Below are 17,093 nucleotides of genomic sequence, written 5' to 3'. Positions count from 1 at the left end.
GACAGGACGACAGGCCGTTTGACGGCGGGGTGGGCCGGCAGCCGGTCGGGCCACGCGGCCACGGAGCCCGCGCGGCACAGGGTCAGTGGCCCGCAGGGCGGTGACCGGAGCGGGCGGTACCGGCGGTACGTGCGGTGCGGTGACATCCGGACCTGTCGGGAGCGGGCGGCCGGCGGTACGCGGACAATGGGGGGATGAAGCGAGAGGTACGCCTGATGCGGTTGACCGGGACGCGCGCCAACGGCGCGGTGGCGACGGGGGCGGCGGCTACAGGCGCGCGGGCTGCGGGGGCGGCGTCGCTCGGCGCCCTCGCCGTGGGTGCGCTGGCCGTCGGGGCAGTGGCCGTCGGGGCGCTGGCCATCGGGCGGCTGGCGATCCGCCGGGCGGTCGTGCGGGAGCTGCGCGTCGGCCGGTTGGAGATCGACGAGCTGGTGGTGCACAGCCGACCCACTGCCGAGGGATAACTCCCTCCCGCGGGCGGGCGCAACCGTAGTTGGCGCTGCGCGGAAACGCGCGTCGCACGGTGGTCGGCTCGTCGCCGGCGGCGGCGAGCGTGGCGTCCTACGCAGCAACAAGGGCCGAACACATCGGTCGCCGCAACTCCCCGGGAAGCACGCTGGAACGGGGATGTGGCCGTTTTTACGAGTGCCCTGGTAGGGCCTGCCCCACCGGCGACCTTCCCGCTCACTGGCTGTGATCTGGATCGACCGCCTTCTAGCGTCGCAGGAAAGGCATCGAGCACGGCGCCTGTCCGCCCGGAGGTGGCCATGAATCCTTACCTCGAAGACCCGCCCGTCGAGAATCGGGTGTCGTCCGGGACGCTCTCCCGGATCGTCGACGTTGACGCCTTGCGTGGCGTGGCGCTGCTCCTCATCCTGGTCGTCAACATCGCCTTCTTCGCCTCCGGCTATTCCTTCCATCTGGTTACGGATCCCGCGCACAACTCGTGGGACGACCAGGCGGTCCGGTGGCTGGTCGAGCTGCTCTTCACGATGAAGGCGTACCTGCTCTTCTCCTTTCTGTTCGGCTACAGCTTCACGCTTCAGCTCGATTCCGCCGCGCGACGCGGCGTCGACTTCGCCCCACGGTTCCGGCGACGGCTGGTCGGGCTCTTCGTGCTCGGTATTCTGCACGCGGTGCTGCTGTTTCAGGGCGACATCCTGGCCACGTACGCATTGCTCGGTCTGGTCCTGCTCGCCATGCGAGGAGTCGCCGTTGGAACGGCGCTGCGTACCGCCGTTCTGGTGACCGGCGGGATCGGCTTCGTCCTCGCGCTCGCCGCCACGGGCGGGGCCCAGTTGGTCACCGATCCGGCCACGGCACTCGTGGCGGGGGAGCGGTCCACCGAGGCGCTACGGGGCGGGCTCGCCTCGGTCGTCACCGAGCACGTACGCCAGTTGCCGGCGATGTTCGGCGCGCTCCTGGTGCAGGGGCCACTCGCCCTCTCGGCCTTCCTCCTCGGTTACGCGGCCGGGCGGCGCCGGCTGCTCACCGACGTCGTCGGGAACCGGCAGCTCCTGCGCCGGGTGCAGCAGGTGGGCTATCCGGTCGGCCTGGCCGGTGCGGTGGTCTTCGCATCGGGCGGGGGCACGGCCAACCTGACCGGGCTGACCGCGGGCGTGCTCACCGCGCCGCTGCTCGCGGCGGCGTACGCCGCCACCCTGCTCCAGTTCTTCCAAACCCACCGTGGACGGCGGGTCGCCGCCGTACTCGCGCCGGCCGGCCGCATGTCCCTGTCGAACTACCTGGGTCAGTCGCTGCTTTGCGTGCTGGTCTTCACCGGCGTCGGGCTGGGTCTCGCCGGTACCGTGGCACCCCTGCTCGTCGTACTCATCGCGGTCGCGATCTACGCGGTGCAGCTCGCCGCCAGCGCAGCGTGGATGGCCCGGTTCCGGTACGGACCGATGGAGTGGCTGTTGCGGACCTGGACCGAGCAGCGGTGGCCCCGGTTGCTTGGCCCTAGAGGTCCCAAGCTGTCACGACATCAGGGAAGCTTCCAGGTCGCGGCGGGTGAGAGCGGAGCGGAGTTGTAGCGCCTCGGCTGCCAGATTCTCACGACCACCCTGCTCGCGGTCGATGGCGCAGACCACCGTCTCCACCTGGGCGCCGATGGAGCGTAGCTGTCGGCACGATGCCAGTAGTGCTCCTCCGGTGGTCACGACGTCTTCTATCAATACGACACGCCGGCCCGTCACGGGACCGCCCTCGGCGGCCTTGTTGGTGCCGTACTCCTTGGCGTGCTTCCGCACGAAGACTGTGGGCAGCCCTGTCAGCTGTGACATCACCGTGGCGAGGGGGATGCCGCCCATCTCCATCCCGGCCAGCACATCGCACCCCGGCAGCAAGGCCACCATCGCTTCGGCGACCTCGCGCAATAGATCCGGTTGTCCTTCGAACAGGTACTTGTCGAAGTACTCCTCGCTGACCTGCCCGGATCGCAGAAGGAACCGACCGGTGAGATGGCAGGTCTCGTAGACGCGGCGCGCGAGTTGGTTAGTCACCTGCTCAGCCTCGCATCTCGCCCGGATCAAGCAACCTTGACCTCGCACGGCGGATCACCGATGACGGCGGGCCATCCACTGCCAGATGTGGGTGCCGTTGCGGCTCGGGTCGTTGCGGGCCACGTAGATCCAGGACCAGTGACCGGGGAACTGGTAGCCGTTCCAGACGACATGGTCGTACAGGGTGATCAGTGATCCCGGGATGAGGTCGTGGGCGTGGATCGTGTTGGTCTCGGGTGGCACGGTGTCGTCGTCGCGCGAGGTGACCAGCCAGGTCGGGGTGTGGATCCCCGCCAGTTCCGCGTCGGTGATCAGCGGCGGGCCCTCCCCGCCGAGCGGCTCGACGACGCCGCAGATCGGTACCGACGCGGCGAACAGGTCGGGATAGGCAACGGTCATCTCCAGGGACATGTAGCCGCCGTTGCTGCAACCGGCCACGTAGATCCGGTCGGGGTCGACACCCTTGCGGCGTACGAGGTCCTGGACGATCTCGCGGATCAGCGGGGCGAACCGGGGGCCGTCCTCCATCCAGTAGGAGGTGCTCTGCGGAGCGACGACGTACGCGCCGGAGAAGATCCGCTGAGCCTCCGGGGTGGCGAAGCCGAGCGCGCCGCGGTTGGCGCGCAGCGTGGTCTCGTTGTCGTAGTAGTCGTCGGGCAGTGAGGCACCCTCGCCGCCGCCGTGCAGCCAGAGGATCAACGGCCGCCGACCGTGGCGGTGCGAACGCTCCGGGGAGTACAACCGGTACTTCAGGCCCGAGCCCGAGACGTGGTGGCTGAAGGCGTCCACCTCGGGGTTCGACAGCCGCCCCTGCACGAAGCGCGTGATGGTGACCGGCGGGCCGTGGCGCCGGAGGAGCGGGGTGTTCTGCTTGATGGTGTAGACGAGGTCCAGCCGAACGTTGCGGCCCCTGCTCACGATGTAGCCGAGGGTGCCACCGCCGAGTTGACCTTCGGCGTAGCTCAGCTCCAGCACGATGTTTCCGTGCCGGTCGAGCCGGGCCGCCGTCACCGTGCGGTCCAGGTCGTACTCGCTGAAGATCAGGTCGCCGGGGGCGATCGGGATCGGGCTGGTGGCCTTGGCATGCACGCTGAACGTGCCGGGGGTGAGCCCGGCGGTGTCGATCGGCCCGAGCCGGCTGGTGTCGAGGGTGACCGAGGTGACCTGCTCACCGCCGTCGAGCGTCCTCGCGTCCAGGGTGAAGCTCACGCTGGTGGGGTGGTGGTCACCGGCCTGGGCGGCGGGGCCGGGCAGCGCCAGGCCGATGGCGGCACCGGCGCCGCCGGCCAGGACGGTGCGGCGAGTGACAGACGTGGACATGCGGGCCCCCGTACCTTGTCATGTAGACGTTCATCGATACAACTTCAACCTAGTGCCGCAGAGATCCGCTGGCAACCGGTGCCGCCACGGGTGATCAGGGCGCCCGAGGTCGTCGGAGCTACCGGAAGGACGCCCTGCCTGATCGCAGCCGCCGTGTACTTGCGCCCGAGCAGCGAAAAGGGAGATCATCACGCATGCTCGACCCCTCGCCCGAGGACGACGGGACTTCACCGACGGTATCTACGCCGGATTTCGTCGGTCGTGACCGGGAGATGGCGGCGCTACGGGGCGCCTTGGCCCGGCCACCGGCGATCGTGCTGGTGGAGGGCGAGGCGGGAATCGGGAAGAGCCGACTGCTGCGAGAGTGGTTGGCGGCGCCGGACCAGCGCAGCGCCCTGGTCTCGGTGTGCCCACCGCTTCGCGAGTCGCTGACCTTGGGGCCGATCGTCGACGCGTTCCGTGGGATCGACCGCCCGGTGTCGCGATTGCCGCTCACCGCGCTCGCGGGTGCGTTACGGCCCCTGTTCCCTGAATGGTCCTCGGACCTGCCGCCCGCACTGCAGCCCTTGGACGATGCGAAGGTGGCCCGGCATCGCCTGTTCCGCGCCCTGGACGAGCTGCTGCGGGCTCTGCGTGTCGACGTTCTCGTGCTCGAGGACGCCCACTGGGCCGACGAGATGACCTTGGAGTTCCTACTGTTCGTCACCGCCCGTCAGCAAACGGACGGGCCGAGCCTCGTGATCTCCTATCGGCCGGAGGAGGTGGACGACGGGTCGCTGTTGCTGCGGCTGACGTCCCGGTTGCCCGCCGGTGTGACCCAGCTGAGGATCGCCCTGGCGCCTATGCGACCCGACGACACGGCAGCGCTGGTGTCCTCGATGCTGGACGGCAACCCGATATCGCAGGAGTTCGCGACGTTCATGCACGAGCGGACCGGTGGCGTTCCTCTGGCGCTGGAGGAGTCGGTTCGCCTCATGTGCGACCGCGCCGACCTCGTCTTCCGCGACGGGCAGTGGGTCCGGCTGAAGCTGCGCGAGCTACGGGTGCCGCCGACGGTGCGCGACTCCACCCGGGAGCGGGTGGGCCGTCTGTCGCCGCCGGCGCAGCAGGTGTTGCGAGCCGCGGCCACGTTGGCTGAGCGGTCGTCGGTGGCCACGATCGCGGTGACCGCCGGCCTGTCACCCGCTGCGTGTCGAGGCGCCATCGCGGAAGCGGCGGACGCCGGCGTCCTGGACGCAGACGACCGCGGCCAGTGGCGATTCCGGCATGTGCTGGCCGCCACGGCTGTCCATGAAGCCATCCCACTGACCGACCGTAGACACTTCCACCTGCTGGCCGGCCGTGCCTTGGAGAACATCCACCCGCCGCCTGTCGCACGCCTTGCCCACCACTTCCGTGAGGCGGGCGAGACGCAGTCCTGGGCGCGGTACGCCGAGCAGAGTGCCGATCTGGCCATGGCCTCGGGTGACCACACCAAGGCGGTCGACCTGCTGGTCGATCTGTTGTCGTGGGCCGTGCTGCCGCCGGTGGATCGGGCACGGGTCGCGCGCATCGCCGGAGTTGCCGCACTGGGCCGTCGTGAACCGGTCGACGAGGTCCACCACCGGGTGATCCGTACCCTGCGCTCGGTGCTGGAGACCCCCGGTCTCTCCGCCCGCCAGCAGGCCGAGATTCGCAACCCCCTGGGCCGGCTCCTGATCACCGGGGGTGAGGCGCAGGCCGCACTCAGCGAGCTGGAGCAGGCGGTGGCCAACCTCGACCATGACCCGGTCGAGGCGGCTCGGGCGATGACCTATCTTGGCTGGGCCTACGCGGGGCCGTGGCCGGCGTCGACCCATCGGCGTTGGCTGGATCGCGCCGCCGAACTCACCGCCGAATTCTACTCTTCCGCAGAGCGGCTGAACCTGGCCGGCAACCGAGCCGCAGCGTTGCTCATGCTCGGCGAAGAGGAGGCCTGGGACGTCGTCGCCGAGCTGCCCGTCGACGGCGCGACCTCGGCGGAGCGTCTCGACGTGGCCCGCATCCACGCGAATGTCGGGACCGGCGCACTGATCTGGGGTCGGTACGCCGACGCGGAGGAACACCTCGCTGTGGCCATGCGCCTCGCCGAGACCGAGCAGGCGTCCCGGTTGCACCACAACGTCCGACTCGAACAGGCCAACCTGGCGTGGCTCACCGGCCGGTGGGAGGGCCTCCCGGAACAGAGCGCGGCACTCGCCGACGCCGACCGGGACCGGCCGGCGCACTACCTCGGCAGCATCCGGCTCGCGGCCCGGCTGGCAGCCGCAGCCGGACGGCGGCGCGCCGCGGAGGAGCAGTTCCGCCTGGTCCTCGAGGAGTCCGCCCGTCTCGGCGCAGCCGACGACACGATGGAGGCCGCCGCTGCGCTGGCCAGACTCTGGCTGACGGACGGAAACAGCGGCCGGGCGCTGCAGATCACGAACGAGCCGATGGACACCGTCCGGAGAAAAGGCATCTGGGTCTGGGCGACGGATCTCGTCCCCGCCCGGATCGAGGCGCACCTCGCCGCGGGCGACCTGAAGGCCGCGACACGCCTGGGCGACCAGTTCGCCAGAGGACTGCGTGGCCGTACGGCGCCTGCGCCTCGCGCCGCGCTCACGGTATGCCGTGCCCTGCTGCTCGCCGCAGCCGGAGACCACGCCCGCGCGACGACGGCATACGATCGGGCGGCGCGCGCCTGGAGCGCGTTGCCGCGCCCCTACGACGCCATGCTCGCCCGCGAGCGTCAAGCCGAGGCGCTCATCGCGCAAGGCCAGCTCGAACACGGCCGAGAGCTGTTGGCGGCACAGTACGAGAAACTGTTCCGGCTCGGAGCCCGCGGCGACGCGGACCGTGTCGCGCAGCGGCTTCGCGAACACGGCGCCGAGGTCCCGCGACTGTGGCGCGGCGGCCGACGCGGGTACGGCGACCAGCTCTCGCCTCGCGAGCTCGACGTGGTCCAACTGGTTGTCGCCGGCAAGACGAACCGGGAGATCAGCCGGATCCTGGCGAAGTCTCCGGCCACGGTGGATCAACAGCTGCGTGCGGCGATGCGCAAGCTGAAGGTGAGCTCCCGGACCGCGCTCGCGGTCAAGGCAGTGGAGGCCGGAGTGTTCGCAGAAGAGGACTCCCTCGACGACGCGTCGTGAAAAATTGACGTATCCGCTGGATAGCGAAGGTCACTCGTCCCCCCGAGCATGACTGCATGATCCATAGCCGTAGGGCGATGCATGCCTGAGCGACCTGTCGCGCGTGACGATTCCGCCATCGAGCACGAGCCACCACCCGAGCTGTCCCGCGAGCCGCGCGTCAGCGCCCCCGACGCCCCCGACGGTGCCGACAACCAGACGAACCACGACCCCTATCAGCCCCTGTAGGCCAAAGGACCCATATGAGACTCAAAACCCTCGCGGCTTCGCTGGCCGCTGTGGTCGGCCTCAGCATGATCCAGCCATCGCCGGCGTCCGCCGCTGAGCCGGATCCCGGCACGGCCGCCAAGAAGATCGCGTCGAGCCTGAAGGAACGCTTCCGTACGTCTCCGGCTTCCGACTTCTGGATCACGTTCGAGACCGAAGCCGACCTCGGGCCAGCGAAGAAGATCGCCGATTGGGCCGCTCGTGGTCAGTTCGTCTACGGCGCGCTGACCGCAGCGGCGAAGGACTCCCTGGCATCCGTCTCCACCGAACTCGACCGGGCAGGTGTCAAATACACCTCCTACCCGATCGCCAACGCCGTGCTCGTCAAGGGGGGCACCGAGAAGCTTGCCCTCGACGTGGCCTCGAGGGTGCAGGTCGCCGAGATCCACGCGACGCCGCAGGTCGCGCTGATCGAGCCGGTGGACCAGAAAGTCCCCACTGACCAGGCCGCACGCCCCACCGCCCCGAAGGCCACCGGCGAGGCAGGCACCGTCTCGTGGGGTCTGGACGCCATCCACGCCCCGCAGGCGTGGGCCATGGGCGCCACCGGCGCGGGCATCACCGTGTCCAACCTCGACTCGGGCGTCCAATTCGACCACCCCGCCCTGATGCACCAGTACCGCGGCGCGAAGCCCGACGGCACCATCGACCACAACTACAACTGGATGGCCACCCGGGGCACGTGCACGGGCACACCGTGCGACGACAACGGACACGGCACGCACACCATGGGCACCATGGTCGGCGACGACGGCACCAACCACGTCGGCGTCGCCCCGGACGCGCAGTGGATCGCGACGAACGGTTGCTGCGACAGCACCGGCGTCGAGTCACTGCTGCGGTCCGGCTGGTGGCTGCTCGCCCCGACCGACGTCCAGGGGAACAACCCCGACCCCTCCAAGCGCCCCCACGTCATCAACAACTCGTGGGGCCAGACCGTCGAGCACAGCTTCGACGACTTCTTCCGAGCCATCGACGAGGCCTGGAGCGCCGCGGGCATCTTCAGCGTCTGGTCATCGGGCAACACCACGCCGTACGCGGCCTGCGACACCGTCTCCTCGCCTGGTTCCGCCGAGAGCGCCTACTCCGTCGGCGCCTACTCATCGGATGGCACGCTCGCGTCGTTCTCCCGCAAGGGCGAGGGTGAAGGCGGCCGGATCAAGCCCGAGATCTCCGCTCCGGGCGACGCCGTCCGTTCGTCCTACCCGAACAACAGCTACACCGAGATGTCCGGCACATCGATGGCGGCACCCCACGTCGCCGGCGCCGTCGCGGCGCTGTGGAGCTACGACCCGACCCTCGTCGGGCAGGTCGAGGAGACCCGCCGCCTGCTCGGCGAGTCGGCCGTCGACGTCGACGACACCGAGTGCGGCGGCACCGCCGAGATCAACAACAAGTACGGCGAGGGCCGGCTCGACCTCGTCCGCCTCCTCGAGCTCGCGCCCCGCAAGGGTGGCACCCTCACCGGTGTCGTCACCGCCAACGGCGCCCCGGTCCCCGCCGCCGAGGTGACGATCAGCGGGCCGTTCAGCCGTTCGATCGGAACCGACAAGGACGGCCGGTTCACCACGAACCTCCCGGTCGGCGACTACCAGCTCAGCACCAAGGTCTTCGGCTACCTGGCCGCGGCCGCCAACGTCACGATCTCCCTCGGCCAGGACACCTCCGTCAAGCTGCCGCTCACGGCCGCCGCGAAGCACGACATGAGCGGCAGGGTGGTCGACGACAAGAAGCGGCCCGTCCCGAACGCCGACGTCTCCGTCAAGGACACCCCGCTGAAGCCGGTACGCACGGACGCCAACGGCGCGTTCACGATCAGCGCTGTCCCCGAGGGCGGGTACACGCTGAACGTCAAGCCCAACGCCTGCTTCTCGCCGACGACGGTCCCGCTGACCGTCGGCGCGCAGAACGAGTCGGTCGAGATCCCGGTCGGGCTCGTCGTCGACAAGGGCGGCTACAGCTGCGCCGTCTCCGACGGCGAGTACCTGCGCGGCACCGACCCGGTCACGTTCACCAGTGGCGTGTGGGCGACGGTGCAGCTGCCGTTCCCGATCGCGCTCTACAACGGCAGCCACGACACCCTCGGCATCAGCCTGCGCGGCGTGATCTCCCCGGACACCACCACCGGACCCGGCAGCGGCGGTGCGGGCGTCTTCCCGTTCTACGTCCAGACCCCCGTCGAGTTCGGCCCCGGCGGGGGAGTCTTCACGGCCGCCACCAAGGTCAACGGCGAGGACGCGTTCGTCGTCGAGTTCCGCAACGCCAAACTCTGGGCCTATCCGGACCGGTCGGAGTACACGGAGCCGGTTAGCTATTCGGCCACCCTCACCCGCTCCGGCACCGTGATCTTCGGGTACGGCGACGGCATCGGGACCGACGACCCGGTGACCGCCGGCGCGCACGGCATCACCGGCATACAGGGCTGGGCCGGTGTCGACGGCATCCGGTTCTCCGACAGCGCCACGGTGCTGCGGGGCGGGATGATCGTCACCTACGACATGCCTGACTTCGGGTACCTCGACGCGACAGTCCTGGACAAGAACGACGGGCTGCCGGTGGCCGGAGCCAAGGTCTCCTTCACCAACAAGGTTGGACTCGTCGAGGCCGTCACGACCAACGGAACCGGCATCGTGCATCGCCAGCTTCCGGTCGGCGACTACACCATGACTGTCGACGCGCCGAACTACACGACCGCGGCATACCCCTTCTCCCTCGACAAGCTCTACGCGAACGCCAAGATCGACGCGCGTCTGACCACGGGTGTCGCCGGCCTGAAGGCCGACGGCCTCGACGCCGTGTTGGGCACCGACCAGAACGGCGTGGGCTCGCTGACGCTGGCCAACAACGGTTCCGCCCCACTCACGTACAACCTGGGTGAGGCCGCACGCCACCCCGACCTTGACGCCGCCGGCACCACCACGCGCACCGGGAAGGGTGCGGACAGCACGATCGACCTCACCGCGTGGAGGGCCGGTGCGAGCGGCATGAAGCCGTCGAACGTCGACGGCAAGGCTGCGACGGCGAAGGTCGCGGAAGCAGAGGCGGCCGGCAAGGTCGGCGTGACCTCCGGCGGTGACGTCATCACCCGGATCGCCATCCCGGGCACGATCCAGGAGAAGGAACCCTCCGGGATCGGGTACGACGGCGACGTCTGGGTGCACGACTACAACGCGCGGACCAACACCGCCTACACGGTGACGGGCAAGCCGACCGGGAAGGTCTTCGACGCGTCATGGAACCCCGCGTACCGGGCGTTCGACATGGCGCTCGACACCAAGACCGGTGAGATGTGCCAGATGGAGGACAGCCCGGCCAGCTACATCCACTGCTTCGACCGGAAGACCGGGAAGGAGACCCGGCAGATCAAGGGTGACTGGTCCACGCTGCAGTTGACCGGACTCGCCTACAACCCGACGGAGGACGTGTTCTACGTCGGTGGCCGGGCCAACGGCATGATCGGAACCGTCGCCGGGACGTCGCACGACAACGCGGGTGCGCTGCTGTCCTTCTGCGCCCCGCCGCTGCCCGAGGTGATGGGCCTGGCCTACAACCAGGCGTCCGACACCATCTGGTACACCGACCTCACCTCGAACCGGCCCACGCGCCTGCTTCAGGTCGACCCCGACGACTGCTCGCTGGTGAACGCGTGGTGGTTCCCTGGCCAGAAGGCGGGCCAGGGCGGCGGACTCGAAACCGACTCGACCGGCGCGCTGTGGGCGGCCGACCAGGTCGCCGACGACGTCGTGCTGGTCGACGTCGAGGACGACCTGCTCACCGACCTGCCGTGGCTGTCGCTCTCCTCGACCGGCGGCACCCTCGCCCCGGGTCAGTCGACGACCGTCAGGGTCTCGATCTCCTCCAAGGACACCGAGCCAGGAGTCCTCGGCGCGAACATCGTGGTGAGGTCCGACTCCGGACGCCAGTCCAAGACCTACGTCCCGGTGACGCTCACGACCACGAAGTACCAGGTCGGCGTCAACGCCGGCGGCCCATCGTTCACCGACGGCTCCGGCTACACCTGGTCCGCCGACCAGCCCGCCGGCAAGAAGGCGTGGGGCTACGAGGGAAAGACGAAGGTCACCGCCACGAAGGCCGGGATCGCAGGCACGACGGACGACGCCCTGTTCCAGTCGCAGCGCACCACGTCGGACAAGCAACTGTTCTACCGCTTCCCCGACGCGCCCAAGGGCACCTACGCGATCGATTTCGGGTTCGCCGAGATCGAGAAGGTGGCCAAGGGGAAGCGGGTGTTCGACGTCCTCGTGGACGGATCGCTGACGGAGTACGCGTACGACACGGCCGCGGCCGTGGGGCCGAACACCGCCGACTGGCGCACCGCCGTCGTGAAGCACGAGGGCGGTCCGCTGACCGTGGAGCTGCGAGGCTCGAAGGGCCTGAAGGCCCCGACCATTGCCGCGCTGCGGGTGACGCTCGACCCACGCGCCGACACGGCGAAGCCGGAGCCCCAGCCCGAGGAGCCGGAGCCGGGCCCCGTGCCGGTGGCCCCCGCCGGTCGGTCGTACTCGCTGAAGGTGACCGACGGGCTCTACCGCCAGGGCACGGAGGAGTCCGGGTGGCACGGCGATGACCTGTGCGGCGTGCTGTGGTTCGACTCCAGCTTCCTGCAACCGTTCTACGACACGGCGTGGGACGGGGTATGCGTGACGACGAACGGCACGCTGACCTTCGACCGCGCCAGCACGCTGGGGAACAACGACGCACTGCCGTCGCCCGGTCCGATCGACGCGATCTATCCGCTCTGGGACGACCTCATCGTCGACGACGAGGCAGGCATCTACTTCGGCACGACCGAGGTGGACGGGGTGGCGGCGCAGGTCATCGAGTGGCGCAACGTCGCCTTCTACAGCGACCGGACGGCTCGCGTGAGCTTCTCGGTCACCCTGATCGCGGACGGACGGGTCCAGATCGGGTACGGCGACGGCGTCGGCGGCGACAACCCCCTCACCCGAGGGTCGTCGGCGACGGTCGGCCTGGAGAGCCTGAACCGCAACCCCGCGAGCCAGTACTCCTTCGACCAGCCCATTCTGAAGGCTGGCCTGGGGCTGGAGTACACCCTCCCGGCCGCGGGCACGATCGAGGGCACGGTCACCGACGCGAACGACAGCAAGCCGATCGCGGGCGCGATCGTCACGCTCAGCGGGCCGAGCGGTGAACGGGTCATCACCGCCGACGAGAAGGGCCGGTGGAAGGCCCAGGCGCTGGTCGGCGAGAACACCGTGCAGGTCTCGGCGCCGAACTACGTCACCGCCAGCCACCCCGTGACCATCGCCAAGAAGGATCAGGCCGAGGTGGTCAACACGGCGTTGACCACGGGCGTCGCCACCATCAGCGGAGGTGACCTCGACTGGCTCCTCGACAAGGACCAGAGGGCGACGGCCGACGTGACCGTGACCAACAGCGGCTCCGCCCCGCTCGAGGTACGGGTCAGCGAGCAGAAGCGCACCAGCGACGGCGGGCACGAGGCCGCCGACCTTCCGTGGCTGACCCTCACGGGCGCGGCCGCAACCGGCACGGTCACGCTCGCGGTCGGCCAGTCCACCACGGTCACGGCGATCGCCGACAACGCCGGCGTCGCGCCCGGCGTGCTCGTCGGGGACCTGCTCGTGGCGTCGAACGCCGGCAAGGGCGAAGCCCAGCTCAAGCCGGTCCGGCTGGCGACCTCGGCCTACTGGAAGGGCGTCGACGCCGGCGGATCCGGGTACGTCGGCACCGACGGCTTCGTCTGGTCACCCGACCAGGGGCTCGGCTCGCGGCCGTGGGGTTACGTCGGCGGCAAGGCAGCCACCACCAGGGCCGACATCGCCGGCACCGAGGACGACGCGCTGTTCCGCACCCAGCGGACCGGCGAGACGTTCAGCTACGTGTTCAAGAACGCCCCCGCCGGGACGTACCGGATCGGCCTCGACTTCGCGGAGATCGACAAGGTCAAGGCCGGCAAGCGTGCCTTCGATGTCCTGGCCGACGGCAAGGTCGTGCTCTACGACCACGACGTACAGGCGAAGGTGGGTGCGCTGACCGCGGACATGAACGCGGTCACCGTCGAACACGCCGGTGGCGACCTGAAGATCGAGCTTCGCCGCGAGAACGGCGAGGGCGACCCGATCCTCAACGCCCTCAAGGTCCAGCAGGACCCGCGCCTATGAGATAGCCAACCCATCCGCCAACAGTGGTCAGAGCCTCCACGGAAAGGATTGCCGTGGAGGCTCTGACCGCGACTACACCACTCTGTTGAGCCGGCTCCGTCCCGGCCGTCGACCACCTGGACCCCACGATCGAGGCAGGTGACCTCGTCGCCCTGCTCGGCCCCAACGGCGCCGGTACGACCACCGCCATTTCGATCATGCTGGGACTCGCCCCGCCGGACACGGGCACCGTGACCCTGATCGGTCAGCTGGCCGCTGACGCTGTCCGCGCCGGCCGGGTCGCCGCGATGCTGCAGGATGCTGGATTCGTGCCCGGCGCCACCGTCTGTGACGTCACGAGGCGCCCCCGTTGGCCGGAGCCAGCGGGGGCGCTCCGTCGTACGGGCTACTGCTCGGCCGGAACCAGACTCGGCGAGTCCGGCTCCCCGGACACCTTCGCGCTGACCAGCGAGGTGAGCACCGACAGCACGGCCGCACCGGACGCGATGCCACCGGCGGCCGCCCAGTCCGCCTGCCAGGCGTTGAACACCACGTCGGCGCCCCAGTAGAGCAGCAGACCCTGCGCGGCGCTCTTCACCGCCCGCTCGGCGGCGGCCTTCCAGAACTTCGTGGTGAACATGTTGATACCTCCGGGGGTAGGTTCGTGGAATGGTCCATGTGCCAAGAGTGCCTGCTCAGGAGGGGTTGGTGCTTGCCTCGTTGTCCGGCGAGGCCGGCCAGTACGGCACCGGCTAGCGACCGAGACGCCCCGGCGAGGAGGTAGTCGCCGCAGTGCGCGAGGTGTCCGCCGACCGGCGTGGCGTTCGGCAGGACGGCATCGACAGGTTCACAGCGCCGTACGACACGCCCGGGCCCGGGAGAGGGTGTTCAGCGCCTTGAGGGTGTGCACCATCGCGGAAGACCCGTTCACCGAGAAACTGTGCGGCCGTCCCATCGGCCAGCCACGTATGTCCCGACGCAGATGCGGTGCCTTCCGGTTTCCTCCGATACGGAACCACCGTTGACGGGCAGCAAGGCCCGAGCAGGCGAGTTGCAATCCGGGCAGCCGGAGCGCGCACTATCCCAGACGGAGTCGGCGGTATTCAGGCTCAAGGTGGCCGAACGAAAGCCCGTTCTCGTTTAGGGCGTTGTAGATGGTCAGCCAGCCGTCCCGGAATTGCAGAGCAACAGCGACGCTGCCGTCCGCCAGGTCGCCACCGGCCCACTCAAAAAGTTCGACCGCCTCAAGACGCTGCCCGCGTCGAGCAGCCAACACGGCGGGGACGTCCTCACGCCACACCAGATGAGAGGCATCCGACGTTGGTCACATCGGCGCCAGTGTCACGTCCGCCAGATTCCATGTGATCGACAGATCGTCGCCCAAACGGCGGCAGGCGTGACCAATATCGTCGCGCAGAATCGCCCCCATCCGTCGCCGTCCGGGCACCTGGTCCGAGCAGCGTCAGTGCAAGATCGACAGGACAGGCTCTGGGGCCTTGCCCTGTCGATCTTGAACTGACTGGTCAGATGGCATCATCCCGAGGGGATCATGAGGCGTGACCGATGTTGATGTGGTGCCGAGGATCGCGGATGGGCGCCGTGCATGATTCGATGCTGTTGGACGCGGCCGAGAGCCCGTTCGATCCTCACATCAAGCTCTCCCATCCAGTACCGGAGCGTCAGCGGCGGTCAGCCGGGCGACGCGTCAGCGCCACGCCAAGGCCGATCATGCCCAGGCCGAGGAACAGGTGCAGCCAGTTGTCGGCGTTGTTGAGCGGCACGAAGTTGGCGCCGCTGCCGTGGTCGATGACCAGGCCGTAGAGCCAGAGCACAAGGTAGATGGCACCGCCGGCGATCAGGTACGTGCGGGCACCCGAGACGGTGCGGGCCAGCACGAGGCCAGCGACGCCGTACGCCAGGTGCACCAGGTTGTGCAGGATCGACACCTGGAACAGCCCGAGGAGCTTCGCCTCGGATTCGTGCCCGGCGAACATCATGGTGTCGTAGTTGCTCGTGATCCCCGGGATGAAGCCCAGGATCCCGACGAGCACGAAGACCGCACCAACCACCTGAGCGGCGGTACGAACGGGGTGCTTGCCGGTTGTTGCGGTGCCTGAAAGGGATCTGCTAGCCATGTCACATACCTCCATCGATCGGGATGATGGCCCATGTGCCCCGTCCGGCGGGCCCCAAACGGGACGCGACGACACATGTCAGCACCGGTAGGAGTTAACGAGGGCAATCACAGTTCGGTGATGGTTTGTCCGACGATCAGCCGAACAGCGGCTGCCCGGGCCGGTTGACGCCGCGCGGGTTGCGGCACTCTTGCGCCGTCGTCGCTGTACGCGCGGGGCGTGGACCTCAAAGCCGTGCAGGAGCTGCTCGGCCACTCGTGACTGTCCACAACAACCGGCCCCGACCTGTCGATCGCCGCCAACAGCGGACCCCCGCTGGGAAAATGTCGCGCGTGCCCGCGGACCCACTCCCCGACATGGAGTTGTGCCACCGGCCGAGCGATGGCCCCGTCACGGCACTGCCGTTGCGGCAAAATCCCGGAGCCGTTAACTGCACGGCGGTGTTCGACGGACTCAGGATCCTCCCGCAGAGGGCGCCTGACCACGACTGGGCGTCGCGGGTGCGCCCGTTCCTGCCCGGGGCACCCGAGCATCCCAGCCTGCGCGACTTGAAGGGACAACCAGCCACCATGACCGACACCAACCGAGAAATGCTGCGCACCACGTTCGGCCAGGACGCCGAACTCTACGACCAGTGCCGTCCCAGCTATCCACCCCCGCTGTTCACCGACCTCGCCACGCTCGCCGGTCTCGGGCCGCACGCTCGGGTGCTGGAGATCGGATGCGGCACCGGCCAAGCGACCCTGCCCCTGGCACAACTGGGATGCACCGTCGTCGCGATGGACCTCAGCCCCGACATGGTCGCCATCGCCCGACGCAATCTCGCTCAGTTCCCGAACGTCACCGTCGTCGTCTCGGCGTTCGAGGACTGGCAGCCCTCGGACGGAACCTTCGACGCGGTTCTCTCCGCGACCGCGTTCCACTGGCTTGACCCCGAGGTGCGCATGATCAAGGCAGCGGACATGCTGCGGCCCGGCGGATCTCTTGGCATCGTCTCGACTCACCACATCGCCGGCGGAACGAACGCCTTCTTTGCCGACGCACAACGCTGCTACGAACGTTTCGACCCCACAACACCGCCCGGTATGCGCCTGACGACCGACGACGAAACCCCCGAGGAGGCAGCAGAGTTCGATCGATCGGCACGATTCGGGCCAGCCGAATTCCGGCGCTACGAGTGGCAACAGACCTACACGGCCCCCGAGTATCTGAACCTGCTCATGACCTACTCCGGCAATCGAGCCATGGCACCGCAGGCACGCGCCGGCCTGTTCGCGTGCATCACTCACCTGATCGACGACATCTACGGCGGAGCAATTACCAAGCAGTACCGGACTCGGCTCGCCATCGCGCATAAGACACCGTGACTCGGCTCGGCGTCCGATCTGCGCACTGCCGTCACCTCGAACAGACAGCGAACGAACGCGGGCTCTCCAGCTTTGCCGCGCCGTCCGAGTCGCCGCGCCAGTTCGCGAGCCCGAGCGCTCAACGGCGGACCGGTCAGCGCGGAACCTGGCCAACACCGGCTTCGGAGGCAATCACGAGTACGGTTTCGGTGCTCGACATGCACGGGCATCG

11 protein-coding genes and 2 pseudogenes are annotated in these 17,093 nt (G+C 68.9%); 8 read left to right on the top strand and 5 right to left on the bottom strand.

Annotation, left to right across the window (positions count from 1 at the left end; all coding sequences use genetic code 11):
- The first annotated feature begins 194 nt into the window (after positions 1-194).
- Together JNW91_RS01175 and JNW91_RS01170 are read left to right on the top strand one after the other, a co-directional pair.
- Positions 195-464 carry a hypothetical protein gene (locus JNW91_RS01175; RefSeq protein ID WP_203173097.1) on the top strand — a complete coding sequence of 90 codons (270 nt, stop codon included), beginning with the start codon at positions 195-197 and terminating at the stop codon, positions 462-464.
- A 303-nt stretch (positions 465-767) separates the two neighbouring features.
- A complete protein-coding gene (locus JNW91_RS01170) occupies positions 768-2,033 on the top strand; it encodes a DUF418 domain-containing protein (RefSeq protein ID WP_203173096.1) in 1,266 nt (421 codons plus the stop codon).
- Here the strand turns inward: JNW91_RS01170 and pyrE are convergent.
- Both pyrE and JNW91_RS01160 read right to left on the bottom strand, forming a co-directional pair.
- Positions 1,977-2,501, bottom strand: a complete 525-nt coding sequence (gene pyrE / locus JNW91_RS01165) for an orotate phosphoribosyltransferase (protein WP_203173095.1) — start codon at positions 2,499-2,501, stop codon at positions 1,977-1,979. The genes JNW91_RS01170 and pyrE overlap by 57 nt on opposite strands.
- A 54-nt stretch (positions 2,502-2,555) precedes the next feature.
- A complete protein-coding gene (locus JNW91_RS01160) occupies positions 2,556-3,821 on the bottom strand; it encodes a prolyl oligopeptidase family serine peptidase (protein WP_203173094.1) in 1,266 nt (421 codons plus the stop codon).
- A 194-nt stretch (positions 3,822-4,015) separates the two neighbouring features.
- Between JNW91_RS01160 and JNW91_RS01155 the strand changes: the two genes are divergently transcribed.
- The 4 genes and pseudogenes from JNW91_RS01155 to JNW91_RS32970 form a co-directional block, all read left to right on the top strand.
- The gene (locus JNW91_RS01155) at positions 4,016-6,970 is read left to right on the top strand and encodes an ATP-binding protein (RefSeq protein WP_203173093.1); all 2,955 of its coding nucleotides are present in this window, start codon (positions 4,016-4,018) and stop codon (positions 6,968-6,970) included.
- A gap of 81 nt (positions 6,971-7,051) precedes the next feature.
- Positions 7,052-7,198, top strand: coding sequence for a hypothetical protein (locus tag JNW91_RS01150; protein WP_203173092.1), 147 nt, complete (start codon positions 7,052-7,054; stop codon positions 7,196-7,198).
- A gap of 14 nt (positions 7,199-7,212) precedes the next feature.
- A complete protein-coding gene (locus JNW91_RS01145; RefSeq protein WP_203173091.1) occupies positions 7,213-13,401 on the top strand; it encodes a S8 family serine peptidase in 6,189 nt (2,062 codons plus the stop codon).
- Positions 13,402-13,517: 116 nt separating this feature from the next.
- A pseudogene (locus tag JNW91_RS32970) lies at positions 13,518-13,724 on the top strand (ATP-binding cassette domain-containing protein); the annotation flags it as partial.
- 62 nt (positions 13,725-13,786) lie between these two features.
- On the opposite strand, the gene JNW91_RS01135 reads toward JNW91_RS32970, so the two are convergent.
- The 3 genes from JNW91_RS01135 to JNW91_RS01125 all read right to left on the bottom strand — a co-directional run bounded on the left by JNW91_RS01135 (position 13,787) and on the right by JNW91_RS01125 (position 15,515).
- Positions 13,787-14,020: a holin gene (locus JNW91_RS01135; protein ID WP_203173090.1), complete on the bottom strand. Its 234-nt coding sequence runs from the start codon at positions 14,018-14,020 to the stop codon at positions 13,787-13,789.
- Positions 14,021-14,458: 438 nt separating this feature from the next.
- Positions 14,459-14,680 (bottom strand): hypothetical protein, encoded by a 222-nt coding sequence (locus JNW91_RS01130; protein WP_203173089.1) that lies wholly within the window; start codon positions 14,678-14,680, stop codon positions 14,459-14,461.
- Positions 14,681-15,059: 379 nt separating this feature from the next.
- Entirely contained in the window at positions 15,060-15,515 is a 456-nt protein-coding gene (locus JNW91_RS01125; protein ID WP_203173088.1) for a DUF4383 domain-containing protein, read from the bottom strand.
- Positions 15,516-15,673: 158 nt separating this feature from the next.
- Here JNW91_RS01125 and JNW91_RS33385 point away from each other — a divergent pair.
- Positions 15,674-15,773 (top strand): annotated as a pseudogene (locus JNW91_RS33385) (tyrosine-type recombinase/integrase); the annotation flags it as partial.
- A 311-nt stretch (positions 15,774-16,084) separates the two neighbouring features.
- A complete protein-coding gene (locus JNW91_RS01120; protein ID WP_203173087.1) occupies positions 16,085-16,882 on the top strand; it encodes a class I SAM-dependent methyltransferase in 798 nt (265 codons plus the stop codon).
- Positions 16,883-17,093 lie beyond the last annotated feature (211 nt).

The organism is Micromonospora parastrephiae (genome assembly GCF_016802865.1).
In the GTDB taxonomy this organism is placed as follows: Bacteria; Actinomycetota; Actinomycetes; order Mycobacteriales; family Micromonosporaceae; genus Micromonospora; species Micromonospora parastrephiae.
This window is presented reverse-complemented; position numbering and strand designations above follow the sequence as displayed.

Bases quoted from the DNA above. Each gene is read 5' to 3' on its own strand.
- JNW91_RS01175 (WP_203173097.1), top strand. From the start codon at position 195: ATGAAGCGAGAGGTACGCCTGATGCGGTTGACCGGGACGCGCGCCAAC.
- JNW91_RS01170 (WP_203173096.1), top strand. From the start codon at position 768: ATGAATCCTTACCTCGAAGACCCGCCCGTCGAGAATCGGGTGTCGTCC.
- JNW91_RS01160 (WP_203173094.1), bottom strand. From the start codon at position 3,821: ATGTCCACGTCTGTCACTCGCCGCACCGTCCTGGCCGGCGGCGCCGGT.
- JNW91_RS01155 (WP_203173093.1), top strand. From the start codon at position 4,016: ATGCTCGACCCCTCGCCCGAGGACGACGGGACTTCACCGACGGTATCT.
- JNW91_RS01150 (WP_203173092.1), top strand. From the start codon at position 7,052: ATGCCTGAGCGACCTGTCGCGCGTGACGATTCCGCCATCGAGCACGAG.
- JNW91_RS01145 (WP_203173091.1), top strand. From the start codon at position 7,213: ATGAGACTCAAAACCCTCGCGGCTTCGCTGGCCGCTGTGGTCGGCCTC.
- JNW91_RS01135 (WP_203173090.1), bottom strand. From the start codon at position 14,020: ATGTTCACCACGAAGTTCTGGAAGGCCGCCGCCGAGCGGGCGGTGAAG.
- JNW91_RS01125 (WP_203173088.1), bottom strand. From the start codon at position 15,515: ATGGCTAGCAGATCCCTTTCAGGCACCGCAACAACCGGCAAGCACCCC.
- JNW91_RS01120 (WP_203173087.1), top strand. From the start codon at position 16,085: ATGACCGACACCAACCGAGAAATGCTGCGCACCACGTTCGGCCAGGAC.